The sequence below is a fragment of the Actinomadura sp. GTD37 genome, from assembly GCF_041951365.1.
Classification (GTDB): Bacteria; Actinomycetota; Actinomycetes; order Streptosporangiales; family Streptosporangiaceae; genus Spirillospora.
Map to the genome: position 1 here is coordinate 651,903 of NZ_JBGNUS010000002.1, position 22,422 is coordinate 674,324.

Below are 22,422 nucleotides of genomic sequence, written 5' to 3' on the forward strand. Positions count from 1 at the left end.
CGTTGACGTCCATCCGCGATCGCCCTCAGCGAACGGCCTGCCGGACCGGGACGTCCGGGTCGGCGATCGCCACCGGGTCCACCGGCGTCCCCGCGGCGATCACCCGCCTCGCCTGCACCAGGTCACGGGGCCTGTCGACGGTGAGGATCGCGTCGAGGCGGTCGCCGGTCAGCCACACCGCCGCCCATTTGCGGCCGGCCGGGTCGCCGCGGCGGACGAGCCGCTCGGACGCCGCGTGGCTGCCCGCGTACTGCACCATGCGCCCGAACTGCTCGGACCAGAAGTACGGGGCGGCGTCGTAGCCGCCGTCCTGCCCGAGGAGGGCGGCGGCGGCGGTCTCGGGCGCGCTGAGCGCGGTGTCCCAGTGCTCGACGAGGAGCCGCCGCCCGTACCGCGCCGACCACCAGGCGGCGCAGTCGCCGACCGCCACGATGTCGGGGCGGAGGGAGCCGGGCTCCTCCTCGCCCTGGTAGACGCGGAAGGAGCCGTCGGTGACCACGCCGCGCTGCACGAGCAGCCCCGAGCCGTCCAGCCAGGACACCTCGGGCCGCACGCCGACGCCGACCACGACCTCGTCGGCGTCGATCCGCCCGCCGCCGGCGAGCGCGAGGCCCCCGCCGTCGACCGCGGCGACCTTCACGCCGGTGCGCAGGGCGACGCCCGCCTCCGCGTACCAGGGGGCGGTCAGCGCGCCGATCTCGGGCCCGACCGCGTTGGCGAGCGGGGTGTCCGCCGCCTCCACGACGGTGACGTCGCAGCCCTTCTTCGCGGCGGTGGTCGCGACCTCGGCGCCGATCCAGCCCGCGCCGACGATCACGATCCGGGCGCCGCCGGTCAGCCGGGCCCGCAGGTCGCGGGAGTCGTCGATGGTCCGCAGGACGTGCTGGCGGCCGTCCCCGGGCAGCGTGACCGGGGTGGCGCCGGTCGCGATCACCAGCCCGTCGAACGGCAGGTCGCCCGCCGTGGACGCGAGCACGCCGCCGCGTCCCGGGTCGGCCGGCCGCAGCGCGGTCGCGCGCTCGCCGAGCAGCAGGTCGCAGCGGAGCGCGGCCCAGTCGGCGTCGACGGTCGTGTCGTCGGACTCGCCCGCGAGGACGGCCTTCGACAGCGGCGGCCGGTCGTAGGGCCGGTGCCGCTCCGCCGACACGAGCGTCAGCGCGCCCTCGTACCCCTTGCTCCGCAGGGCCTCCACGGCGCGCACGCCGGCCAGCCCGCCACCCACGACGACGACGCTCTCCATGAAGGGCAGCCTAATGCGCCGCGATTTTCGCGTGGACACCTGTCCAGGAGTTGGCGGGCTTTACCGAGGTCGTAAGGTGGGAAGCGGAAAAATCGGCACAGAGCGCGGGAGTCCGGTGCGACCGGGCTGAGAGGGCGGCTGACCGGGCCGCCGACCGCCAGACCTGATCCGGATCATGCCGGCGAAGGGAGCGCGCGTGGAGATCGTGATCGTGGGTGCGGGGGTCATCGGCCTCGCCACCGCCTGGCGCGCCGCCGCGGGCGGCGCCTCGGTCGTCCTGGCCGACCCGTCCCCCGCGAGCGGCGCCTCGTCGGTGGCGGCGGGCATGCTCACCCCGGTCAGCGAGCTGACCTACGGCGAGGAGCCGCTGCTGCGGCTCGGCCTCGCCTCCCGCGACCGGTACGGCGCGTTCGTCGCCGAACTGGAGGAGCTGACCGGCCTGGAGACGGGCTACCGCACCGACGGGCTGCTCCAGGTCGCGTCCGGCGCGGACGACCTGGGGTACCTCGACGACCTGCGCCGCTTCCAGGAGAGCCTCGGCGTCCCCGTGCAGGCGCTGACCGCCCGGGAGTGCCGGCGGGCGGAGCCGATGCTCGCGCCCGGCGTGCGCGGCGGGCTGCTCGCCCCCGAGGACGGCTCCATCGACCCGCGCCGGCTCACCGCGGCGCTGCTGGCGGCGGCCGAGCGGCTCGGCGTCCGGCTCGTCCGGCGGCGGGCCGCGCGGATCGTCGTCGAGGGCGGCGCGGCGGCCGGGGTCGCGCTGGACGACGGCACGGTGCTGCGCGCCGACCGGGTGCTGCTCGCCGCCGGCCCGTGGTCGGGCGACCTCGAAGGGCTGCCGCCCGGGACCGTTCCACCCGTCCGGCCGGTGAAGGGCCAGGTGATCCGGCTCCGCACCCGCGTCCCGTTCCTGCGGCGCACCACGCGCGGCCTGGTGAAGGGCTCCTCGGTCTACCTGGTGCCGCGCGCGGACGGCGAGATCGTCCTCGGCGCCACGCAGGAGGAGCTGGGCTTCGACACGCGGGTCACCGCCGGCGGGCTGTGGGAGCTGCTGCGGGACGCCCGGGAGCTGCTGCCCGGCATCACCGAGCTGGAGTTCGCGGAGGTCACCGCCGGGCTGCGCCCCGGCTCCCCGGACAACGCGCCGGTCATGGGCCCGACCGCGCTGCCCGGCCTGTTCGCCGGGACCGGGCACTTCCGCAACGGCGTGCTGCTCGCCCCGGTGAGCGCCGACATCCTGTCCGCGATGCTGCTGGACGGGCCCGTCCCCGAGATCGCCGGGCCGTTCTCCCCGGCCCGATTCCGCGCCGAGGTGCAGGCATGAACGTGATCGTCAACGGTGCGCCGCGCGAGCTGCCCGAGGGGGCGAGCGTGGCCGAGGCCGTCGCGTCCGTCACCCCCGCCGGGACCGGCGTGGCGGCCGCGCTGAACGAGGAGGTCGTCCGCCGGTCCGCGTGGGAGACCACGGCGCTGCGCGACGGCGACCGCCTGGAAGTGCTGACCGCCGTACAAGGGGGCTGACCGCCGCGTGGAACGGAGCGCAGCGGAGTGCAACGCGGCGGACGGCGCCCGCCCGGGGGGCGTGGGGGGTCGTCCCCCCACAGGGACATCGTACAAGGGGGCTGACCGCCGCGGTGAACGGAGCGCAGCGGCGGGCGCGCAGCGGAGCGGATCGTACAGGGAGGGTGATGTGGACACCGACAAGCTGGTCATCGCCGGGGAGGAACTGGGCTCGCGGCTGATCATGGGGACGGGCGGCGCGCCCAGCATGCACGTGCTGCGGGAGGCGCTGGCCGCGTCCGGGACGGAGCTGACGACGGTCGCGATGCGGCGCGTGGACCCGTCCGCGCGCGGCTCGGTGCTGGACGTCCTGAAGGAGTGCGGCATCCGGGTGCTGCCGAACACGGCGGGCTGCTTCACCGCCGGCGAGGCCGTGCTGACCGCCAAGCTCGCCCGCGAGGCGCTCGGCACGAACTGGGTCAAGCTGGAGGTGATCGCGGACGAGCACACGCTGCTGCCCGATCCGATCGAGCTGGTCGAGGCGGCCGAGCAGCTCGTCGGCGACGGCTTCACCGTCCTGCCGTACACCAGCGACGACCCCGTCCTCGCGCACCGCCTGGAGCGGATCGGGTGCGCCGCGGTCATGCCGCTCGGCTCCCCGATCGGGTCGGGTCTCGGCATCCGGAACCCGCACAACATCGAGCTGATCGTCGAGCGGGCGGGCGTCCCGGTGATCCTGGACGCCGGGCTCGGCACCGCGTCCGACGCCGCGCTCGCCATGGAGCTCGGCTGCGACGCCGTGCTGCTGGCGACCGCCGTGACGCGCGCGCGGCACCCGGCGCGGATGGCCGCGGCGATGCGGCACGCGGTGGAGGCCGGGCGGCTCGCGCGGCTGGCCGGGCGCATCCCGAAGCGCCGCTACGCGCAGGCGTCCTCGCCCTTCGAAGGGCTGGCGACCTCGTAGCTTCGCTAAAGGTTGCCCTGTAGGAATATTCGCTGGACCTGAAACCTGCGCGTCACCAGACTGGGCGGGTCCGCCCCCGGGCATGCCGCAACCCGGCACGTCCCTTCGGTGTTCATGGAAACGACCCATACCTAAGGTGCGTGACATGCAGCACGAGAACACGGGCCGCGTCGACAGGCGCGCGGTCGCCGCCGCCACCGTCACGGTAGTGCTGTGGGCGTCCGCCTTCGTGTCGATCCGCAGCGCCGGCGCCGAGTACGGGCCCGGCGCCCTCGCCCTCGGCCGCCTCCTGTCCGGGACGGTCGTGCTCGGCGCCCTCTGGCTCGTCCGGCGCGAGGGCCTGCCGCCCAGGGCCGCCTGGCCCGGCATCGTGTCCGCCGGCGTCCTGTGGTTCGGCGCCTACATGGTCGCGCTGAACTGGGGCGAGCAGCTCGTGGACGCGGGCACCGCCGCGCTCGTGGTCAACATCGGCCCCATCCTGATCGCGCTGCTCGGCGGCTGGCTGCTCAAGGAGGGCGTCTCGCCCCGGCTGGTGATCGGCATGGCCGTGTCGTTCGCGGGCGCCGCCGTCGTCGGGCTGTCGATGTCGGGCGAGGGCCGCGCGTCCGTCGGCGGGGTGCTGCTCTGCCTGGTCGCCGCCGTCACCTACGCGGCGGGCGTGGTGAGCCAGAAGCCCGCGCTGCGGCACGCCTCCGCGCTCCAGTTCACCACGTTCGCGTGCGCGATCGGCGCGCTCGCCTGCCTGCCGTTCTCCGGGCAGCTGGTCTCCCAGGTCGCCGACGCCCCGGCCGGCGCCACCCTCAACATGGTCTACCTGGGCGTCTTCCCGACCGCGATCGCGTTCACCACCTGGGGGTACGCGCTGGCCCGCACGACCGCAGGGAAGATGGGCGCCACGACCTACGCCGTGCCCGCCCTCGTCGTCGGCATGTCGTGGCTGTTCCTCGGCGAGGTCCCCGGCCTGGTCACCCTCGCCGGCGGCCTGCTCTGCCTGGCCGGCGTGGCCGTCTCCCGGAGCACCCGGACGTCCCGCAGGCGCGTCCCCGCCGCCACTCCGGAACCGGGCGCCGCGGGGGACTCCGCCTCACGGCTCATGGATGCTCATACTCGGGACTGATGAGTTCCACCGGGAACCGCCCGTAAACTCGCAGCGATGGACACGGACCCTCTCGTCGGGCAGGTGCTCGACGGGCGCTACCGCATAGAGTCCCGCATCGCCCGCGGCGGCATGGCCACGGTCTACCTGGCGCGGGACCTGCGCCTCGACCGCGTGATCGCGATCAAGGTGATGCACGCCGGACTCGCCTCCGACGAGGACTTCGTCGCCCGCTTCATCGGCGAGGCCAAGGCGGCGGCGGCGCTCTCGCATCCGAACGTCGTCGCGGTCTACGACCAGCGCACCGACGGCGAGCACGTCTTCCTCGTGATGGAGTACGTCGCGGGCCGCACGCTGCGCGACGCGCTGACCTCGCTCGGGCGGTTCGGGCCGCGCGCCGCGCTGGAGATCATGCAGCCGGTGCTGGCCGCGCTCGGCGCCGCGCACCGCGCCGGTCTCGTGCACCGCGACGTCAAGCCCGAGAACGTCCTCATCACCGAGGACGGGCAGGTCAAGGTCGCCGACTTCGGGCTCGCCCGGGCCGAGACGGCGAGCAAGATGACCAAGACCGGCGTGATCATCGGGACGGTCGGCTACCTCGCGCCCGAGCAGGTGCTGTCGGGCAGCGCCGACGTCCGCTCCGACGTGTACGCGGCCGGGGTCATGCTGTTCGAGCTGCTCACCGGGCGCCTCCCCCACCAGGGCGACACGCCGCTCGCGGTCGCCTACAAGCACGTGAACGAGGCCGTCCCGCCGCCGTCCCACCTGGTCCCCGGCATCCCCCGGCGGGTGGACGACCTGGTCACGGACGCGACGAGCCACGACCCGGCGCGCCGCCCGCAGGACGCGAACCAGTACCACGCCGAGGTCGCCGAGGTGCTCGGCGGCCTCCCCCGCGACCTCGACGGGCGCGTCGAGGAGGGGTCCCGGGGCGCGACCAGCGTGCTGGAGCCGCCCCGGGGGCACACCGCCGTCCTGGACCAGGGCACCCTGCCCCCCGGTGAACCCGAGCACTTCCGGCGGCGCGGCAACACCGAGCGCGCCATCGACGCGCTGACCGGCCGCTACGTCCTCGTCGCGATCGGCGCGGTCGCGGCGCTCCTGCTCGGCTGGGCCGTCTGGTACCAGACGTCCGGCCAGTACGAGCACGTCCCGTCGTCGATCATCGGCATGAAGGTCGCCGACGCCCGCGACAAGCTGGAGTCCGGCGGCCTGGAGGTCCGGACGGCGAAGGCGGTCTACGACGACCGCGTCCACAAGGGCGGCGTCGCCAAGTCCGACCCGCCCGCGGGCGCCCGCGTCGCCAAGGGCCGGCCGGTCACGCTGACGCCGTCCAAGGGCATCACGCCCCGCGAGGTGCCGGACGTCTCGGGCAAGAGCCTCGGCGACGCCGAGCAGACCCTGGAGGACAAGGGCTTCGCCGTCGGCCGGACGAGCACCGCTCCGTCCCAGACCGTGGCCAAGGACAGGGTCATCGGCACTGACCCGGACGCCGGGGAGCGGCAGTCCCCCGACGAGCCCGTCGCCATCGTCGTGTCCAGCGGCATGTCCATGCCCGGCCTCGTCGGCCAGAACGGCGACGCCGCCGCCAACCAGCTGCGCTCCATGGGCCTGAACGTCAAGGTCCAGAAGAAGCAGGTGGACGGCAAGGAGCCGAACTCCGTCATCAGCCAGGACCCGGCCGAGGGCCAGGGCGTCTCCCGCGGCGACGAGGTCACCATCGTCGTCAACAAGCGCGACTGCATCGTCGACGCGGGCCCGATCCAGTTCGGCTGCGACGACGACGGCGGCAACCAGAACATCCCGGTGCCGGACATGACGAACCGCAGCGTGAACGACGCCCGCAAGGCCCTGCAGGAATCCGGGTTCAAGGTCAACGTGACGGGCTTCGGCGGCGACCGCGTCCGCTTCCAGTCCCCGTCCAGCGGGGAGGCCCCGCGCGGCTCGACCGTCACCCTCGTCCGGGGCCCGTGACCGGTAGGCTGAACACGCCATGACCTCATCGAACAACCCCGTAGGGGCGCACGTCCCCGTGGCCGGCGGCCTCGCCACCGGCGGACTGGAATACGCCGCGCGGATCGGCGCCGAGGCGATCCAGGTGTTCGTCGCGAACCCGCGCGGCTGGGCGCTTCCCGAAGGGAAGCCCGCCGAGGACGCGAAGCTCCGCGAGCACGGCGTCCCCGTCTACGTGCACGCCCCGTACCTCGTGAACTTCGGCTCCCCCACGCCGGAGACCCTCGCCAAGTCGATCGCGACCGTCCGCCACTCGCTCACCCGGGGCCGGGCCATCGGCGCCCGGGGCGTCGTCGTCCACACGGGCTCCGCCGTGAGCCAGACCTATGACGAGGCGATGGCGCAGGTCCACGAGCACGTCCTGCCCCTTCTGGAGGAGATCCCGGAAGACGGCCCCGACCTCCTCCTGGAACCCATGGCCGGCCAGAACAACATGCTCTGCGCCAAGGTCCAGGATCTCGGCCCGTTCTTCGAGAAACTGGAGCACCACCCGAAGCTGGGCGTCTGCTTCGACACGTGCCACGCCTTCGCCGCGGGCCACGACCTGGCCGCTCCCGGCGGCGTGAAGGACACGATCGACGCCCTGGTCGCCACCGTGGGCGAGGGCCGCCTGAAGCTGATCCACGCCAACGACTCGAAGGACCCCTGCGCCTCCGGCCGGGACCGCCACGAGAACATCGGCGCCGGCCTGATCGGCGAGCAGCCTTTCGCCGACCTCTTCACCCACCCGGCCGCGAGGAACGTCCCGTTCCTCATCGAGACCCCCGGCCGAGCCCCCGAACCCCACGCGAACGACATAGAGACCCTGAAACGCCTACGCGACACCTGACCACGGGCAGGCTTCGAGCGGAGCGAGAACCCAACGCCGAGCCGCGACACCCCAATCGCACCCCGCCCAGTCAACGCGCCCCACAACCCGCGACCACCCAGACAACGCGACCGCACCCCACGCGACCCGCACCCCGCCCACCCGCGACCCGCGACCCGCGACCCGCGACCCGCGACCCGCGACGACCCCAGCCACCCACCCCGGCCACGCATCGACCCGAACCGTTGCGATTGCGTCCGAAGGCAGGTTTCGAGCCTGCGAGAAACCTGATCGCGCAGCGAGCCCCTGGGCGAGCCGGAGCGATGCAGCAATCGCACGTTTTTCCGTGGAAGGGAGGGCCCCCAGGGCCCGACCGCCGAGGAAAAACAAACAAATACGACTCGGACGCCGCTGAACAACCCCCCGACTGTTCAACGGCGCCCGAGCCACAGGCCACCGGATCCCACCCCCCCGGTACGGGATCCGGCGACTCCGATCCGGCTTGCGCCGGATCTCCGGGATTTGCTGTTGTGGGAGGTTCCGCGGCCGGGGGCCGCCCGCCCCTCCGGTGGCGGTGTGGTTTGTGGTGCCACTGAGAACACTAGACGCGCGGTGCGGCCGGGCGGCACCAGGAAAACGCGGTACGCGCCGAACGGTACGTAGTCGGAGATGTGCGTAGCGTAGTCATGCGACGAGCGGTCGGTGCGGCGGGACGAGCGGCGGGCGGGGAACCCGTCCACGTGTCGCAGGCGCCGTTCGTGGGGAAATCACGGGCGTTCAGCGCGCGAGGGCGTCCTCGGGGAGGTGCAGGCGGCGCAGGGCGCGGTCGGTGTGGCGGGGGACGCGGCGGCGGGTCAGCAGGGACACCGCGATCATGGCGGCGAACGCGGCGGGCGCGATCACGAGGGTGGGGTGGTCGAGGACGGCCGCGGGCCAGCCGGGAGGGGCGTCGTGGAACAGGCCGGCGACGCCGGCGGTGACGGCGAGGCCGCCGCCGGCGAGGAGTCCGGTGGCGGCGCCGGCGGGGGTGAGGCCGCGCCACCAGATGCCGAGGACGAGCAGCGGGCACAGCGAGCAGGCGGACACGCCGAGGGCCGTCGCGACGAGGGCGGCGGCGCCCCGGGAGCCGATGCCGGGCAGCAGGGCCAGCGGCGCGGCCAGCGCGACCACGACGCCGGCGCGGAACGCGGCCGCGCCGCCGCGGCGCGGGCACTGCGAGATCGTCCCGCCGATGGCGACGGCGAGGCCGCAGGACGTGGAGATGAACGCGGCGAAGGCGCCGGCGGTGACGAGGCCGGTGAGCAGCAGGCCGGGCGGGCCGTCGATCATCCGGCGCGGGAGCAGCAGGAGGGTCGCGTCGGTGTCGCCGGTCATGAGCAGTTCGGGGGCGTACAGGCGTCCGAGCGTCCCGTAGAGGGTGGGGAACACGTAGAACAGGGCGAGGAGGACGGGCACGAAGGCGGCGGTGCGGCGTGCGGCGCTTCCGGACGGGTTGGTGTAGAAGCGCATCAGGATGTGGGGTAACCCCATCGTGCCCAGCAGGACGCCCAGCATCGCCGAGTAGGTGCGGAAGAGCCCGTGCTCCTCGCCGCGGCCGAACGGTGTCGCCCACGTGCCGCCGTCCTGGACGGGCAGGTGCTCGGCGTGCGGCGCCTCCGTGCCGGCGGGGAACACCACGTCGGTCCCGCGGCCGATGGTGTGCCGGCCCGCGGGCAGCGGTACCGTCTCGCCGCGGCGGGCGACGCCGTCGACGCGTCCCCGCGCGGTGACGGTGACGGACGCGGGGACGGTGACGGCGACGTCGGTCCGGACGTGCACCCGCGTGGTGTGCTCGAACCGGGGGACGCCGTCCCCCGGCGGGCGGGGGGCGCCGGACATGTGCCACATCCCGAGCAGCGCGACCGCGGGCACCGCCACGGCGGCGAGCTTCACCCAGAACTGGACGGCCTGCGCGGCGGTGATGCTGCGCATGCCGCCGGACAGGGCGAGCGCGAGCGTGACGGCGACCACGACGGCCCAGCCCGCCCAGACGGGGGCGCCGGTCAGCACGCGGAGCGTCAGGCCCGCGCCCTGGTACTGCGGCAGCAGGTAGAACCAGCCGATGAAGCAGACGCAGACGGTGACGACGCGGCGGACGCCGCGCGAGCCGAGCCGCCACTCGGCGAAGTCGGAGATGGTGTACGCGCCGGAGCGGCGCAGCGGCGCCGTGACGAACGCCAGCAGCAGGACGTGTCCGGCGGTCGCGGCGATGGGCAGCCACAGCATGTCGGCGCCGTAGGCGAGCACGAGCCCCGCGCTGCCGAGGAAGGCGGCGGCGGACAGGTACTCGCCGCCGATCGCGGACGCGTTCCACCAGGGGCTGACGCCGCGCGAGGCGACGAGCAGGTCGGACGTGGTGCGGGCGGGGCGCGTCACCGGCGGCCCATCGCGCGTTCGGCCCGTTCGGCGCGTCTCAGCTGCCGCCACGAGACCGCGACCCACACGGGCTGGACGCCGAGCACGAGGACGGCCCAGCACAGCGGCACGCCGTGGACGCGCGCGTGCGCGACCGCCGGGACGAGCGCGAGCAGCGGCAGGCCCGCCAGGACGGCCAGGACGAGCGCGCAGGTGCCGAGCGCGGTCCGCAACTGGGCGCGGATCAGGGCGCGCGCCTCGGCGGCCCCCGGAGCCGGGTCGGCGCCGGGGGCGGCGGAGCGGGGCGGCCCGGTATGGAGCGGCCCGGTATGGAGCGGGTCGGCGTCCGGCGGGTCGGCGTCCGGCGGGTCGGCCCGGGACGTCTCCGCGGCGGCGGCCCGGACGCCGGCCGCCGCGGACACCGCCACCCGGCCCTCAACGACCATCGCGGGTCTCCTGCGCCTCGTCCCCGTCCAGCTGGTGGAACCTGCGGACCAGGCGGTCCCGCACCTCGCGGGTGTGCCGGCGGCTGACCTGGAGCAGCTCGTCCCCGATGCGGACGGCCGCGCGGCCGCCGTCGAACCGCACCTCGGTGATGTGCGCGCACGCGACCAGGGTGCTGCGGTGGATCCGGATGAAGCCCGCGGCCTCCCACCGCTTGGTCAGCGCCGACAGCGGCATCCGGACCAGGTACCCGCCGTCGGCCGTGTGCAGCCGGACGTAGTCGCCCTGCGCCTCCACGTGCGTGACCGTCCGGCGGGAGACGAGCCTGGTCCGGCCGCCGAGCTCGACGGGGATCAGCTCGTCGTCGAGGGCGGGGCCGTCCGCGGCGGGCGGGTCCGACCGGTGCACGGCCTCGGCCACCCGGCGGACCGACTCGGCGAGCCGCTCCGGGCGGACGGGCTTCAGCAGGTAGTCGAGCGCGCCCAGTTCGTAGGCGGTGACGGCGCAGTCGTCGTGCGCGGTCACGAACACGACGCGCGGGGGGTCGGCGAACCCGGTGAGCAGCCGGGTGAAGTCGAGCCCGTCGAGCCCCGGCATCCGGATGTCCAGGAACACGGCGTCGAGGCGCTCGCCCTCCACGAGCATGCGGCTCAGGTCGCGGAGCGCGGACGAGGCGTCGCCCGCGCCGGTGACCTGCCCGATCCGCGGATCCTGGCGGAGGAGATAGGACAGCTCCTCCAGGGCGGGGCGTTCATCGTCGACGGCGAGGACGTGGAGCATGAGGGCGACTTTGCCGCGATTACCGTCCGTCCGCAATCGATTCCAAGAAGTGAGTTCGGTGTCGCCCGGTCAGGGGTCACTCCGGAAACACCCCTGGACGGTACTTCGGCACGCGTAAACTGACCTTGGTTCCGGCGCCGAGCGCTGTCTCGACGGTGAGCCCGTATTCGTCGCCGTAGACCTGGCGCATGCGCTCGTCGACGTTGGCGAGGCCGATGCCGGGGTCGCCGCGCCCGTCCGTCCGGGCCCGGGTGGTGACGCTGCCCCAGCCGGTCGGGCCGGGCCTGCCGAGCGGGGCGGACAGGATCTCCTGGAGCCGTTCGGGGTCCATGCCGACCCCGTCGTCCTCGACGCTGATCGCGGCCTCGGCGCCCGAGTCGCGCGCCACGATCGTGATGTGGAACGGCTCGCGTCCCCCCGCCATGCCGTGCCGGACCGCGTTCTCGACGAGCGGCTGCAGGGCCAGGAAGGGGACGGCGACCGGCAGCACCTCGGGCGCGACCTCGACGGCGCACCGCAACCGCTCGCCGAACCTGGCCCGTTCCAGCAGCAGGTACCGGTCGATGGAGCGCAGCTCGTCCGCGAGGGTGGTGAAGTCGCGGGGGTTGCGGAAGGAGTAGCGGGCGAAGTCGGCGAAGTCGAGCAGCAGGGCGCGGGCGCGGTCGGGTTCGGTGCGGACGAACGAGGCGATCGTGGTCAGCGAGTTGTAGACGAAGTGCGGGGAGATCTGGGCGCGCAGCGCCCGCGTCTCGGCCTCGCCGAGCCGGATGCGGGCGAGGTCGAGCTCGGCCAGCTCCAGCTGGCCGGCGACGATCCGGGCCGCCTCGCCGACCGCGCGGACCCGGGCGGCGGACGCGCTCCGCCAGTACGCGGTCAGCGTGCCCTCCACGCGTCCTTCGACGGTGAGCGGCGCGGTCATCGCCACCTGGACGGAGCAGGCCGGGTCGGCGCAGCCGACCGGTTCCGGCGCGCCGACCCGGGGACGGCCGGACGCGAGCACGGGCAGCGCGTGCCCGACGGCCTCCGCCGCGTGCGCGCCGCCGCCCGCGCCGTCCCAGGCCAGCAGGCGGGGCGCGGCCGGGACCCGGTCGGCGCCGTGCGGGCCGTCCGGACCGGCGGGGCCGTCCGGATCGTCCGGGGGGCGCAGCGCGACGAGCGCGACCGCCTCGGCGCCGAGCAGCGGCCGCAGCCACCGGGCCGCCTTGTGCGCCGTGTCGTCGGTGAGCCCGGCGCGCAGCGGCGGCGCCCCCCGCGCGATCAGGTGCAGGGTCGCGAACGCCGCCTGCTCGGCCGGGTCGGCGGGCGCGCGGCGCGGCAGGCGCAGCCACCGGCGCAGCCCCCAGACGCCGGGGGCGGCGCCGGCGGCCGCGGCGTGGACCACGGCATCGGCGACGGACGGTAGGACCATGACGACTTACGGTAACGTCTTCCGTCCCCGCTGGTCCGGTCGTTGCCCATTTACGAGGGTCTCGGATGGGAAACGCCCGGCCCGGCGCCGCCGGCCGGGCCCGCCGCACGCCTCACAGGGGCGGCGATTCGCGCCTCACAGGGGCGGCGATTCGCCCTCGTCCTCCTGGTAGGAGTAGCGCTGCTCCCGCCACGGGTCGGCGACGTTGTGGTAGCCGCGCTCCTCCCAGAAGCCGCGGCGGTCCCCCACCAGGTACTCGACGCCGCGGACCCACTTCACGCTCTTCCACGCGTACAGGTGCGGGACGACGATGCGGACGGGGAAGCCGTGGTCGGCGGTCAGCCGCTCGCCGCCGTGGTGGGTGGCGAACACCGTCCCGTCGGCGAGGAAGTCGGCGATCCGGATGTTGGCGCTGTAGCCGTACTCGGCCCAGACCATCACGTGCGTGACGTCCGGCGCGGGCGGCGCCAGCTCCACGACCGCCGTGCCGGGGACGCCCTCCCACTCGTTGCCGGGGATCGTGAACTTGGTGACGCAGTGGAAGTCCGACACCGACCCGGCCCTCGGCAGCGCGTCGAACTCGTCCCACGTCCAGCGGTGGGGCTGCCCCGACTCGGTGGCGCCGAAGACCCGGAAGTCCCAGGACGCGGGACGGAACTTCGGCACGGGGCCGTAGTGGAGGACGGGCCAGCCCCGGGGGACGTACTGGCCCGGCGGCAGGTCCCGCGGCTGCGGTGCGGAAGGCTCGGGGTGGGTCATGACGCGGCCATCCTGCCATCCGGCGTGAGCTGAGCCATATTCGGGGGCGGTGCGAATGCGCGCCCCGGACATCGGCTACGCTTGGGCCCGTGCGCAACGTCGTCTATTTCTTTTGGTACGACCAGCCCGGGCGGCTGGTCTGCCAGGCGTTGCGCTGACAGACCGCAGAACGAGAAGCCCCGGGCCGCAGTGGCCCGGGGCTTTCGTCGTTCCAGGGGTCGGCCGCGGGACCCACCGGGGTTCCGGGTTAAACAGGAGAGGCAGCACACGCATGGTCGTCGTCATGGCCCCGGAGGCCAACGAAGCGGATATCAAGGCCGTCGTCTCACTGGTCGAGACGGCGGGGGGTGACGCATTCGTCAGCCGCGGCGTGGAGCGCACCATCGTCGGGCTCATCGGCGACGTCCAGCAGTTCGGCTCGCTGAACCTGCGCGGGATGCGCGGCGTCAGCGACGTCGTCCGCATCTCGGCGCCCTACAAGCTGGTGAGCCGCGAGAACCACGCCGAGCGCTCGGTCGTCCGGGTCGGCGGCGTGCCGATCGGACCCGGCACCATGACGCTGATCGCCGGCCCGTGCGCCGTGGAGACCCCCGAGCAGACGCTCGGCGCCGCGCAGATGGCGCAGGCCGCGGGCGCGACGCTGCTGCGCGGCGGCGCGTTCAAGCCGCGCACCTCCCCGTACGCGTTCCAGGGCCTCGGCGAGGCCGGCCTGCGCATCCTCGCGGACGTGCGGGAGGAGACGGGCATGCCGATCGTCACCGAGGTGGTGGACGCCGCCGACGTCGACCTCGTCGCCTCGTACGCGGACATGCTGCAGATCGGCACCCGCAACGCGCAGAACTTCGCCCTGCTGCAGGCCGCGGGCGAGGCCGGGAAGCCGGTCATGCTGAAGCGCGGCATGAACGGGACGATCGAGGAGTGGCTGATGGCGGCCGAGTACGTCGCCCAGCGCGGCAACCTCGACATCGTGCTGTGCGAGCGCGGCATCCGCACGTTCGAGCGGGCCACCCGCAACACCCTCGACATCTCCGCGGTCCCGGTGGCGCAGCGCCTCTCCCACCTGCCGGTCATCGTGGACCCGTCGCACTCGGGCGGCAGCCGCGACCTCGTCCTGCCGCTGACCCGCGCCGCGATCGCGGTCGGCGCCGACGGCGTGATCATCGACGTGCACCCGCACCCGGAGACCGCGCTGTGCGACGGCCCGCAGGCCCTGGTGGACGGCGACCTCCGCGAGCTGGCCAAGCTGGTGCGCGACCTGCCCCCCATCGTCGGCCGCTCACTGGCCCAGGCCCAGGACCCGGACGCCGTCCCCGCCTGAACGGGTATCGTCCCTCCGTGGCCTACTGGACCTCCGACTGCGGGCCGCCGCGCTCCTGACGGGGCGCGGCGTCCGCACTCGCAGCGAACTGCGACCGGCCCGGCGCGGCACCGCGCCCGGCCGCGTCCTCCTGCGCCCCGAATCCGGATGACTCTCTTCCGATTCGAGGTCAGGAGCCTCACGTGCCACAGCACACCTTCGTCCGGCGCGCGTCCGCGGGCTGCGCCCGGGTCCGGTCCGGCGGCGGCGCCGACGTCCTGCTGGCGGCGTCCCTGTGGGGGACGACCGGGACGGTCCGCACGTTCGCCGGCGGCGCGTCGGCGTTCTCGATCGCCGCGAGCCGCATCGTCATCGGCGGCCTGGTGCTGCTCGCGCTCGCGGCGGGCACGCGCCGCGGCGCCGGGCTGCGCCGCCTGCTCGGCGACCGCCGCAACCTGCCGCTGATCGGGCTGGGCGCGGCCGCGATCGCCGTGTACCAGACCGCGTTCTTCGTCGCGGCGGGCCGCACCGGCGTGGCGGCGGGCACCGTCGTCACGATCGGCAGCGCGCCCGCGTTCGCCGGCCTGATCGGGCTGCTGGCCCGGCGGTCGCGGCCGACCGGGCGCTGGGCGGCGGCGACCGCCGGGGCCGTCGCGGGCTGCGCGCTGCTCGTCGGCGGCGGCCGGGACGCGGGCGTCGAGCCGCTCGGCATCGCCCTCGCGCTGCTGTCCGGGCTGTCGTACGCGGGGTACGCGACGGTCGCGTCCGTCCTCATCACGCGGGGCGAGGAGGACCGGGCCGTCGCGGGGGCGCTGTTCGCGGCGGCGGCCGTCCCGCTGCTCCCGGTCCTGTGCTCGGGTTCGGGCTGGCTGCTCACCGGTTCCGGCGCGGTGATCGCGCTCTACCTCGGCGTGGTCACCACGGGCGGCGGCTACCTGCTGTTCGCGCGGGGCCTGCGCACCACCCCGGCGACGACCGCGACGACGCTGACGCTGGCGGAACCGGCGGTGGCCGCGGCGCTCGGCGTGGTCCTGCTGGACGAGCGGCTGGGCCCCGTCGCGCTGGGCGGCCTCGCGCTGGTGGCGGCGGGCCTGGTCGCGGTGATCGCGCCGGGCGGCCGGGAACGCGGCGGTAACGAATTGGTCTGAACCATTGGCCGTACCGGGCTCGGCGAGGATGATGTCCGGCATGACTACGGGCGATGGTGACGCCGGGGGGCGGCTGTTCCCGGAGGATCTGGACGGCGTCGACCCGGTCGCCGCGGTGATGCTCGCGGACGCGTGCCGCGCCCTCACCGCCTACCCGGAGCTCGCGGCCGTGGGCACGCTGTTCACGGCCGCCGAGCACGTCCCGGGCGGCTGGCAGGTCGTGTGCCCGTCCGATCCGCTGCCGCAGGGCGCCCGCGAACTGCTCGCCGGGCGGCTGGAGGACATGGCCGCGCTCGCCGGCGGCGCGCGGGAGCACGAGCTGCTCGCCGCCGCGCGCACGCTGGCGGGCGAACCGGCCGACGAGGTGGCCGCGGGCGGGCGGCGGTTCCGGATCGTGCGGATCGAGCAGCTCGTCCGCACCGGCCCGGACGGTCCCGAGCCGCCCCGCCCGACCGACCTCGACCCGCTGCCGCCGGGCGGCGCCGCCCGGCCCGTCCGCCCCTACGAGCTGCTGCCCGAGGACGGCCCGGCGTCCGACTTCGCGACCGCCGAGCTGCTGTGCCAGGTGCTGGACGCGGCGGCGGCGACGGGCAGGGAGCCGACCGGCGCGTTCCTCACCCCGGTCGCGCTGGCGCCCGCGTTCACGGTGGCCGAGCGCAGCGAGCGGCGCTGGCGGCCGGTCGGCCGGCTGCACGAGGCCCCGCAGTTGGCCCGCGACGCGCTGATCACCTACTTCCGGCACGTGGTGCCGGCGGTGGAGAGCCCGGCCGCCGCGGACGTCGCCCGGTTCGCCGAGGCGGCGGAGCTGATGGAGGACGAGACCCGCCGCAACGGCATCGCGGTCGCCGGCCGCCGGTTCCGCATCGTCCGGATCGAGCGCATCACCCTGATGGGCCCGGACGGCCCCGAGCCCCCGCGCCCGACCGACTTCGACGCCCGCTGAGCTCCCCCTCCCGGGGTCGCCCGTGGAACGCCCGGCGTCCGCGGCCGCGCGTCAGGAGGCCGGGTCGCCGTAGGCGGGGCGGTGCTCCTGGACGGAGGCGGCCAGCTGGTCGGCCAGCTCGTCCACGTCGAGGCGCCGCTCGATCCGGCGCAGGTCGTCGATCTTGGCCTTGGTCTCGGCGCGGCGGGGCGCGAGCATGGTGCAGCAGTCCTCGTCGGGCAGCTCGGAGATCGACAGGGTGCGGATGCCGCGCGCCTGGTCCATGATCTCGCTCTTGTCCATGCCGACGAGGGGCCGCAGGATCGGCAGCTCGACGGCGTCGTCCAGCGCGGTGATGTTGGTGAGCGTCTGGCTGGACACCTGGCCGAGCGCGTCCCCGGTGATCAGCGCGCCGCCGCGCAGCCGGCGGGCGAGGACCTCGCCGGTGCGCAGCATCAGCCGGCGCTGCGCGATCACCGCGAGCCGGTCGGCGCCGGACGACTTGATCTGCTGCTGCGCCTTGCCGAACGGGACGACGAACAGCCGGGACCCGCCCTGGAACTTGTCCAGCTCGCGGACCAGCGCGTACGCCTTGTAGATCGACTCGGGGCCGGTGAACGGCATGCCGGAGAAGTGCAGGTAGTCGACGCGCAGGCCGCGGCGCATCATCCGGTACGCGGCGACGGGCGAGTCGATGCCGCCGGACATCAGCACGAGGGCGCGGCCGCTCATCCCGACGGGCAGGCCGCCCTGGCCGCGCAGCCCGCCGGAGTAGACGAACACCTCGTCGCGGTCGACCTCGATGGACAGGGTGTGCGCGGGGTCCTTGAGCTTGACGGGCTGCCCGTAGCGCTCGGCGACGAGCCCGCCGATGTGCCGGTCGAGTTCGGTGGAGGTCATCGGGAACCGCTTGTCGCGGCGCCGGGACCGGACGGCGAACGTGCCGGTGCGCCCGTCCATCAGTTCCAGGGCGGCGCGCTCGACGCTGGCGAGGTCCTTGCCGACCAGCCAGGCGCGGTGCGCCCACACGATGCCCATGACGTCGGAGATCCGCTGCGCGACCCGCTCCATGGTGGCGAGATCAGCACCTTGTCGGCGGACGATGAACACGCCGTGCCGCCGGATCACGTCCACCCTGGCGATGGGCCGGACGGCCAGCCGCACGTTGTCGGCCAAGCGGCGCTCGAACTGCTCGCGGTTCTTGCCCTTGAGGACGACCTCGCCCAGTTTGAGCAGCACGCACGGCTCGCCGTCGACCGGTGAATGCTCCCGGACGTCCGCCGGCACGGTGTCGAGCGTGGTCATGCGTGATCCTCCAGGCGGGAACAGGTCGCGGGACGGGACTCCAGTGTGGCCCAGAGAGGCCAACACCGCGACCCGGACGGCCTGTTCCCGCCGGGGGACGGTCAGCCGAAGAAGACCTCCGCCTCGGAGTAGCGCTCCAGCGGGACGGTCTTCAGCTCCTTGGTCGCCTCGTCCAGCCCGACGCGGACGATGTCGGTGCCCTGGAGGGCGACCATCTTGCCGTAGTCGCCGTCCCGGACGGCGTCGATGGCCTGGAGCCCGAAGCGGGTGGCGAGGACGCGGTCGAACGCGGTCGGGGTGCCGCCGCGCTGGATGTGCCCGAGCACGGTGGCGCGGGCCTCCTTGCCGGTGCGCTTCTCGATCTCGTCGGCGAGGGCCTGGCCGATGCCGCCGAGCCGGACGTGCCCGAACGAGTCGCGCTCGCCCGTCTGCAGCGCCATCTGCCCGTCGACCGGGTGGGCGCCCTCGGACACGACGATGATCGGCGCGTACCGGGTCTTGAACCGGCTCTCCACGTACTGGCAGACCTTGTCGATGTCGAAGGGCCGCTCGGGGATGAGGATGACGTTGGCGCCGGCGGCCATGCCGACGTGCAGCGCTATCCAGCCCGCGTGCCGCCCCATGACCTCGCAGATCAGCGCGCGGTGGTGGCTCTCGGCGGTGGTGTGCAGCCGGTCGACGGCCTCCATGCCGATGTTCACGGCGGTGTCGAACCCGAACGTGTAGTCGGTCGCGTTCAGGTCGTTGTCGATCGTCTTCGGGACGCCGACGACGTTGACGCCGTTGGCGTACAGCTCGCGCGCGACGCCGAGGGTGTCCTCGCCGCCGATGGCGATGAGGGCGTCCACGCCGAGGCCGGCGAGGTTGTCCTTGATCCGCTCGATGCCGCCCTCGACCTTGACCGGGTTGGTCCTGGACGAGCCGAGGATCGTCCCGCCGCGCGGCAGGATCCCGCGCACGGCCTGCACGTCGAGGGCCACGGTGTCGCCTTCGAGGGGTCCGCGCCAGCCGGCCCGGAAGCCCACGAACTCGTAGCCGAAGACCTGCACGCCCTTGCGGACGACCGCGCGGATCACCGCGTTCAGTCCGGGGCAGTCCCCGCCGCCGGTCAGCACTCCGACGCGCATGCCGTCTCCTTCTCCCGCCACCGGGCTCCTCCCTCGATTCACAGGCCCGAACATCCGGCCGCGCACGTCCGGCGCGGTCGCCGGGCGTCCCGGCCGGGCCGCCATTGGTCTAGACCATAGCCGGTGGCGCGGGCGGTGGCACATCGTTCCCGCAACCGGCGTCCGGCGCACGGCGACCGTGCGGGGACGCGGCGCGGACCCGCCGCCATACGACCATCCGGCCTCCGCGAGCGCCAGTTCCCGCGCCGCGCCACCGCCGAGATCGTCGCGGCGGACGCGCGCGAAGTCCCACCCGTCCCGGAATGGTCCGCGGGCCGGGCGGCGGCCCGCCCGCCGACCGCGTCCCCGGCCTCCCGGGCCGTGCGGCTAGTCCTCCTGGTCGAGGCCCTTCTCGATGGCGTAGCGGACGAGTTCGACGCGATTGTGGAGCTGGAGCTTGCCGAGGGTGTTCTGCACGTGGTTCTGCACCGTGCGGTGGGACAGCACCAGGCGCCCCGCGATCTGCTTGTACGTCAGGCCCTTCGCGACGAGCCGCAGCACCTCGGTCTCGCGGTCGGTGAGGCGCGGCGCGTCGTCGTCCTCGCGGGCGGGCGCGGCGGCGAGGCGGCGGTACTCGCCGAGGACGAGGCCGGCCAGCCCCGGGGTGAAGACGGCGTCGCCCTCCCCGGTGCGGCGGACGGCGTCCAGGAACTCCTCGCGGGCGGCGGACTTCAGCAGGTAGCCGGTCGCGCCCGCCTTCACCGCCTCCAGGACGTCCTGCTGCTCGCCGCTCGCCGACAGCACCAGCACCCGGACGGGCGGGTCGGCCGCCGCCAGGTGCCGGGTCACCTCGACGCCGCTCATGTCGGGCAGCTGGAGGTCGACGACCGCGACCTGCGGGCGCGCGGCGGCGGCGACGCGGACGGCGGCGCGGCCCTCCCCGAGGGTCGCGACCACGTCGTGGCCGGCCTCGGCGAGGTCGCGGGCGACGGCCTCGCGCCACATCGGATGGTCGTCCACGACCATGACTCGCAGGCTCACGCTCACACCCTAAGGCCGGGGGCCGGGGCGGGGGTCCGGGCGGTGGGGCACGGTCATCTCGATCTCGGTGCCCTCCCCCGGCGCGGAGGCGATCGCGACCGTGCCGCCGAGGTCGGCGACGCGGCCCCGGACGGACTGGGCGACGCCGAGCCGCCCGTCCGCCGCCGCCTCGTCCAGCCGGCCCGCGGGCATGCCGGGCCCGTCGTCGCGGACGCTGACGGTGACCCCGTCGGCGCCGTCCTCCAGCAGGATCCACGCGTGCGCCGCGTCGCCGCAGTGCCGCCGCACGTTGTCCAGCGCCGCCGCCACGGCCGCCGCGACCTCGCGGGCGGCGTGCGCGGGCAGCCGCACCTCCGTCGCCGGCGTCGAGACCGTGACCGACGTGGACGCGTGCGCGGTCAGCAGCGGGCGGAGATCGGCGTCGGCGCCCGCGGCCCGCGCCGGGGCCGCGGGGGCGGTGCCGATGAGGGCGCGCAGCGCGGCCTCCTGCTCCCCCGCCAGCCGGCCCAGCTCCGCCGCCTCGCCGCCGAGCTCGCCGCCGCGCCGCTGCACCATGGCGAGGACCTGCAGCACCGAGTCGTGGATGCCGCGCGCCAGCCGGTCCCGCTCCCGGTTGGCCGACTCCAGCTCCACCGCCCGCGCCAGCCGCGCCTCGGCCTCCCGCGCCAGCCGGACGACGTGCCCGACGACGAGCCCGGCGAGGAACAGCAGCACGATGCCGTTGAACGTGGTGCTCCCGATGCCGCCGCTCGTCTCGGCGATCGCGTGCACCAGCAGGTTCGCGGCGGCCAGCACCAGCGCCGCGGTCAGGCCGAGCCGCCGGCCGCCCGCGACCGCCCACGACAGCACCGCCGCCGCCACCCACGACACCGGCAGCGTGGGCCGCCCGGCGGCGATGTTCGCGGCCGTCTCCACCCACGCGGTCGCGAGCACGCAGCCCGCGGCGACGGCGAGGTCGGCGGCCAGCAGCGGCCACCCGCGCCGCCGCGGGTCGCTGAACGCGTGCACGGCGTAGGCCGTCCACGCGGACATGGCGGCGAGGACCGCCCACCCGCCGGCCGGATGCGCGTAGCCGCCGGAGTTCATGGCGATCACGACCGCGGCGTAGACCAGCGCGAGGCCGCGGTAGACCGCCACGGCCCGCCACAGCGCGACCTCCAGGCCCATCATCGGCGCCCCCGCGGACGGACGCCCCCCGGCGCCGCCGGATCCGCCCCGCTCATCCGTGGTCGCTCAACCCGCCGTCGTCGTCCTCGGCGGAGCGCACCGGCCGGCCGGCCAGCTCGGCCTTCACGTCGGCGGCGTACCGGTCGACGTACTCCTGCCCGGACAGCTCCCGGATCGCGTTCATGATCTCGTCGGTGATCTCCCGCAGCACCTCGCGGTCGTCCTCGCGGCCGTAGAACCGGGAGAAGTCCATCGGCCTCCCGAACCGGACGCCGGGCCGGACGCCGAGGCGCGGCAGCGCCCGGCCGGGCGGCATCAGCTCGAACGTGTTGATCATCGCCATCGGGATCACCGGGACGCGGGACTTCAGCGCGAGCCGCGCCACCCCCGTCTTGCCCCGGTACAGCCGGTTGTCGGGCGCCCGGGTGCCCTCCGGGTAGATGCCGAGCAGCTTGCCCTCGCCGAGGATCCGCAGGCCGGTCTGCAGCGCCGCCTCGGCCGCGTCCCCGCCGGTCCGGTCGACCGGCACGACCCCGACCCCCGTGAAGAACCCCTTGCTGATCAGCCCTTTGATCCCTTTGCCGGTGAAGTACTCGCCCTTGCCGATGAAGAAGATGGGGCGCAGCAGCGGCAGGGGCCCGAAGAAGTGGTCGGCGAACGACAGGTGGTTGCTCACCATCAGCGCCGGGCCCCGCATCGGGACGTTGCGCCGGCCCTTGTTCCGCGGCCACCATCCGAGGTACAGGATCGGCGACAGGACGATCCTGAGCAGGATCCAGAACCACAGCATGGGGGCACCTTCCTCGGACCGGCGCCCTCCGGGCGGGCACGGCCGGTCCCTGGCCGAGCGGAGATGATGGGACATCCTCCCACTCCGCGACGCACCGATCTACCGGCCGGTACCCCTCATCGGGACCGCCTACGCGCGGGCGGCGGGGGCGGCCGGGGCGGGAATGAACGTAGGCTCTGAGCGTTGAATCTCAATCGAGTGCGCCCGGGGGCTTGTCCCGCGCGGCGCAGCGAATACCGT

Annotated in this window: 20 protein-coding genes and 1 riboswitch; of the genes, 9 read left to right on the forward strand and 11 right to left on the reverse strand. The window is 74.7% G+C overall.

Translation table 11 applies throughout. The annotated features are described in order from the left end of the window. Positions 1 to 25 precede the first annotated feature (25 nt). Positions 26 to 1,240 carry an NAD(P)/FAD-dependent oxidoreductase gene (locus ACA511_RS17145; protein WP_375025326.1) on the reverse strand — a complete coding sequence of 405 codons (1,215 nt, stop codon included), beginning with the start codon at positions 1,238 to 1,240 and terminating at the stop codon, positions 26 to 28. 94 nt (positions 1,241 to 1,334) lie between these two features. Further along, positions 1,335 to 1,447, forward strand: a riboswitch (TPP riboswitch). On the opposite strand from ACA511_RS17145, the gene thiO reads away from it, so the two are divergent. From thiO to ACA511_RS17175, 6 genes are all read left to right on the forward strand, one after another. Then, positions 1,416 to 2,564, forward strand: a complete 1,149-nt coding sequence (thiO, locus tag ACA511_RS17150; protein WP_375025327.1) for a glycine oxidase ThiO — start codon at positions 1,416 to 1,418, stop codon at positions 2,562 to 2,564. Its footprint overlaps the riboswitch before it by 32 nt. Then, the gene (gene thiS, locus ACA511_RS17155) at positions 2,561 to 2,761 is read left to right on the forward strand and encodes a sulfur carrier protein ThiS (RefSeq protein ID WP_375025328.1); all 201 of its coding nucleotides are present in this window, start codon (positions 2,561 to 2,563) and stop codon (positions 2,759 to 2,761) included. The genes thiO and thiS overlap by 4 nt, the downstream gene beginning before the upstream one ends. A 169-nt stretch (positions 2,762 to 2,930) precedes the next feature. After that, positions 2,931 to 3,704, forward strand: a complete 774-nt coding sequence (locus tag ACA511_RS17160; RefSeq protein WP_375025329.1) for a thiazole synthase — start codon at positions 2,931 to 2,933, stop codon at positions 3,702 to 3,704. Positions 3,705 to 3,849: 145 nt separating this feature from the next. After that, positions 3,850 to 4,821: a DMT family transporter gene (locus ACA511_RS17165; protein ID WP_375025330.1), complete on the forward strand. Its 972-nt coding sequence runs from the start codon at positions 3,850 to 3,852 to the stop codon at positions 4,819 to 4,821. A gap of 36 nt (positions 4,822 to 4,857) precedes the next feature. Next, the gene (gene pknB / locus ACA511_RS17170; protein ID WP_375025331.1) at positions 4,858 to 6,774 is read left to right on the forward strand and encodes a Stk1 family PASTA domain-containing Ser/Thr kinase; all 1,917 of its coding nucleotides are present in this window, start codon (positions 4,858 to 4,860) and stop codon (positions 6,772 to 6,774) included. Between the two features lie 19 nt (positions 6,775 to 6,793). Then, positions 6,794 to 7,642: a deoxyribonuclease IV gene (locus tag ACA511_RS17175; protein WP_375025332.1), complete on the forward strand. Its 849-nt coding sequence runs from the start codon at positions 6,794 to 6,796 to the stop codon at positions 7,640 to 7,642. A gap of 756 nt (positions 7,643 to 8,398) precedes the next feature. Here ACA511_RS17175 and ACA511_RS17180 read toward each other — a convergent pair. From ACA511_RS17180 to ACA511_RS17200, 5 genes are all read right to left on the reverse strand, one after another. Next, a complete protein-coding gene (locus ACA511_RS17180; protein WP_375025333.1) occupies positions 8,399 to 10,036 on the reverse strand; it encodes a cation acetate symporter in 1,638 nt (545 codons plus the stop codon). Next, positions 10,033 to 10,461 (reverse strand): hypothetical protein, encoded by a 429-nt coding sequence (locus tag ACA511_RS17185; protein WP_375025334.1) that lies wholly within the window; start codon positions 10,459 to 10,461, stop codon positions 10,033 to 10,035. The genes ACA511_RS17180 and ACA511_RS17185 overlap by 4 nt, the downstream gene beginning before the upstream one ends. Beyond that, entirely contained in the window at positions 10,451 to 11,239 is a 789-nt protein-coding gene (locus tag ACA511_RS17190; RefSeq protein WP_375025335.1) for a LytR/AlgR family response regulator transcription factor, read from the reverse strand. Before ACA511_RS17190 ends, ACA511_RS17185 begins: the two co-directional genes overlap by 11 nt. A gap of 76 nt (positions 11,240 to 11,315) precedes the next feature. After that, complete coding sequence (locus tag ACA511_RS17195) at positions 11,316 to 12,647, reverse strand: sensor histidine kinase (protein WP_375025336.1); 1,332 nt, start codon at positions 12,645 to 12,647, stop codon at positions 11,316 to 11,318. A gap of 135 nt (positions 12,648 to 12,782) precedes the next feature. Continuing rightward, positions 12,783 to 13,406: a sulfite oxidase-like oxidoreductase gene (locus ACA511_RS17200; protein ID WP_375025337.1), complete on the reverse strand. Its 624-nt coding sequence runs from the start codon at positions 13,404 to 13,406 to the stop codon at positions 12,783 to 12,785. A gap of 271 nt (positions 13,407 to 13,677) precedes the next feature. Between ACA511_RS17200 and aroF the strand changes: the two genes are divergently transcribed. The 3 genes from aroF to ACA511_RS17215 all read left to right on the forward strand — a co-directional run bounded on the left by aroF (position 13,678) and on the right by ACA511_RS17215 (position 16,794). Further along, positions 13,678 to 14,724 (forward strand): 3-deoxy-7-phosphoheptulonate synthase, encoded by a 1,047-nt coding sequence (gene aroF / locus ACA511_RS17205; RefSeq protein WP_375025338.1) that lies wholly within the window; start codon positions 13,678 to 13,680, stop codon positions 14,722 to 14,724. A 182-nt stretch (positions 14,725 to 14,906) separates the two neighbouring features. Next, on the forward strand, positions 14,907 to 15,851 hold the full coding sequence (locus ACA511_RS17210; protein ID WP_375025339.1) for a DMT family transporter: 945 nt from the start codon (positions 14,907 to 14,909) through the stop codon (positions 15,849 to 15,851). Between the two features lie 40 nt (positions 15,852 to 15,891). After that, positions 15,892 to 16,794 (forward strand): DUF5954 family protein, encoded by a 903-nt coding sequence (locus ACA511_RS17215; protein ID WP_375025340.1) that lies wholly within the window; start codon positions 15,892 to 15,894, stop codon positions 16,792 to 16,794. Between the two features lie 51 nt (positions 16,795 to 16,845). On the opposite strand, the gene thiI is transcribed toward ACA511_RS17215, so the two are convergent. The 5 genes from thiI to ACA511_RS17240 all read right to left on the reverse strand — a co-directional run bounded on the left by thiI (position 16,846) and on the right by ACA511_RS17240 (position 22,182). After that, on the reverse strand, positions 16,846 to 18,078 hold the full coding sequence (gene thiI / locus ACA511_RS17220; protein ID WP_375025341.1) for a tRNA uracil 4-sulfurtransferase ThiI: 1,233 nt from the start codon (positions 18,076 to 18,078) through the stop codon (positions 16,846 to 16,848). 101 nt (positions 18,079 to 18,179) lie between these two features. Continuing rightward, positions 18,180 to 19,205: a 6-phosphofructokinase gene (locus tag ACA511_RS17225; protein WP_375025342.1), complete on the reverse strand. Its 1,026-nt coding sequence runs from the start codon at positions 19,203 to 19,205 to the stop codon at positions 18,180 to 18,182. 366 nt (positions 19,206 to 19,571) lie between these two features. Beyond that, a complete protein-coding gene (locus ACA511_RS17230) occupies positions 19,572 to 20,210 on the reverse strand; it encodes a response regulator (protein WP_375025612.1) in 639 nt (212 codons plus the stop codon). Positions 20,211 to 20,234: 24 nt separating this feature from the next. Then, complete coding sequence (gene macS, locus ACA511_RS17235; RefSeq protein ID WP_375025343.1) at positions 20,235 to 21,395, reverse strand: MacS family sensor histidine kinase; 1,161 nt, start codon at positions 21,393 to 21,395, stop codon at positions 20,235 to 20,237. Positions 21,396 to 21,444: 49 nt separating this feature from the next. Beyond that, complete coding sequence (locus ACA511_RS17240; RefSeq protein ID WP_375025344.1) at positions 21,445 to 22,182, reverse strand: lysophospholipid acyltransferase family protein; 738 nt, start codon at positions 22,180 to 22,182, stop codon at positions 21,445 to 21,447. Positions 22,183 to 22,422 lie beyond the last annotated feature (240 nt).

What these genes read in the sequence shown, in the direction of transcription:
- ACA511_RS17185 (WP_375025334.1), bottom strand. Translation starts at nt 10,461, where the DNA reads ATGGTCGTTGAGGGCCGGGTGGCGGTGTCCGCGGCGGCCGGCGTCCGG.
- ACA511_RS17215 (WP_375025340.1), top strand. Translation starts at nt 15,892, where the DNA reads ATGACTACGGGCGATGGTGACGCCGGGGGGCGGCTGTTCCCGGAGGAT.
- thiO (WP_375025327.1), top strand. Translation starts at nt 1,416, where the DNA reads ATGCCGGCGAAGGGAGCGCGCGTGGAGATCGTGATCGTGGGTGCGGGG.
- ACA511_RS17195 (WP_375025336.1), bottom strand. Translation starts at nt 12,647, where the DNA reads ATGGTCCTACCGTCCGTCGCCGATGCCGTGGTCCACGCCGCGGCCGCC.
- pknB (WP_375025331.1), top strand. Translation starts at nt 4,858, where the DNA reads ATGGACACGGACCCTCTCGTCGGGCAGGTGCTCGACGGGCGCTACCGC.
- ACA511_RS17165 (WP_375025330.1), top strand. Translation starts at nt 3,850, where the DNA reads ATGCAGCACGAGAACACGGGCCGCGTCGACAGGCGCGCGGTCGCCGCC.
- thiS (WP_375025328.1), top strand. Translation starts at nt 2,561, where the DNA reads ATGAACGTGATCGTCAACGGTGCGCCGCGCGAGCTGCCCGAGGGGGCG.
- ACA511_RS17240 (WP_375025344.1), bottom strand. Translation starts at nt 22,182, where the DNA reads ATGCTGTGGTTCTGGATCCTGCTCAGGATCGTCCTGTCGCCGATCCTG.
- ACA511_RS17200 (WP_375025337.1), bottom strand. Translation starts at nt 13,406, where the DNA reads ATGACCCACCCCGAGCCTTCCGCACCGCAGCCGCGGGACCTGCCGCCG.
- ACA511_RS17175 (WP_375025332.1), top strand. Translation starts at nt 6,794, where the DNA reads ATGACCTCATCGAACAACCCCGTAGGGGCGCACGTCCCCGTGGCCGGC.
- ACA511_RS17230 (WP_375025612.1), bottom strand. Translation starts at nt 20,210, where the DNA reads ATGGTCGTGGACGACCATCCGATGTGGCGCGAGGCCGTCGCCCGCGAC.
- macS (WP_375025343.1), bottom strand. Translation starts at nt 21,395, where the DNA reads ATGATGGGCCTGGAGGTCGCGCTGTGGCGGGCCGTGGCGGTCTACCGC.
- ACA511_RS17225 (WP_375025342.1), bottom strand. Translation starts at nt 19,205, where the DNA reads ATGCGCGTCGGAGTGCTGACCGGCGGCGGGGACTGCCCCGGACTGAAC.
- ACA511_RS17190 (WP_375025335.1), bottom strand. Translation starts at nt 11,239, where the DNA reads ATGCTCCACGTCCTCGCCGTCGACGATGAACGCCCCGCCCTGGAGGAG.
- thiI (WP_375025341.1), bottom strand. Translation starts at nt 18,078, where the DNA reads ATGACCACGCTCGACACCGTGCCGGCGGACGTCCGGGAGCATTCACCG.
- ACA511_RS17145 (WP_375025326.1), bottom strand. Translation starts at nt 1,240, where the DNA reads ATGGAGAGCGTCGTCGTCGTGGGTGGCGGGCTGGCCGGCGTGCGCGCC.
- aroF (WP_375025338.1), top strand. Translation starts at nt 13,678, where the DNA reads ATGGTCGTCGTCATGGCCCCGGAGGCCAACGAAGCGGATATCAAGGCC.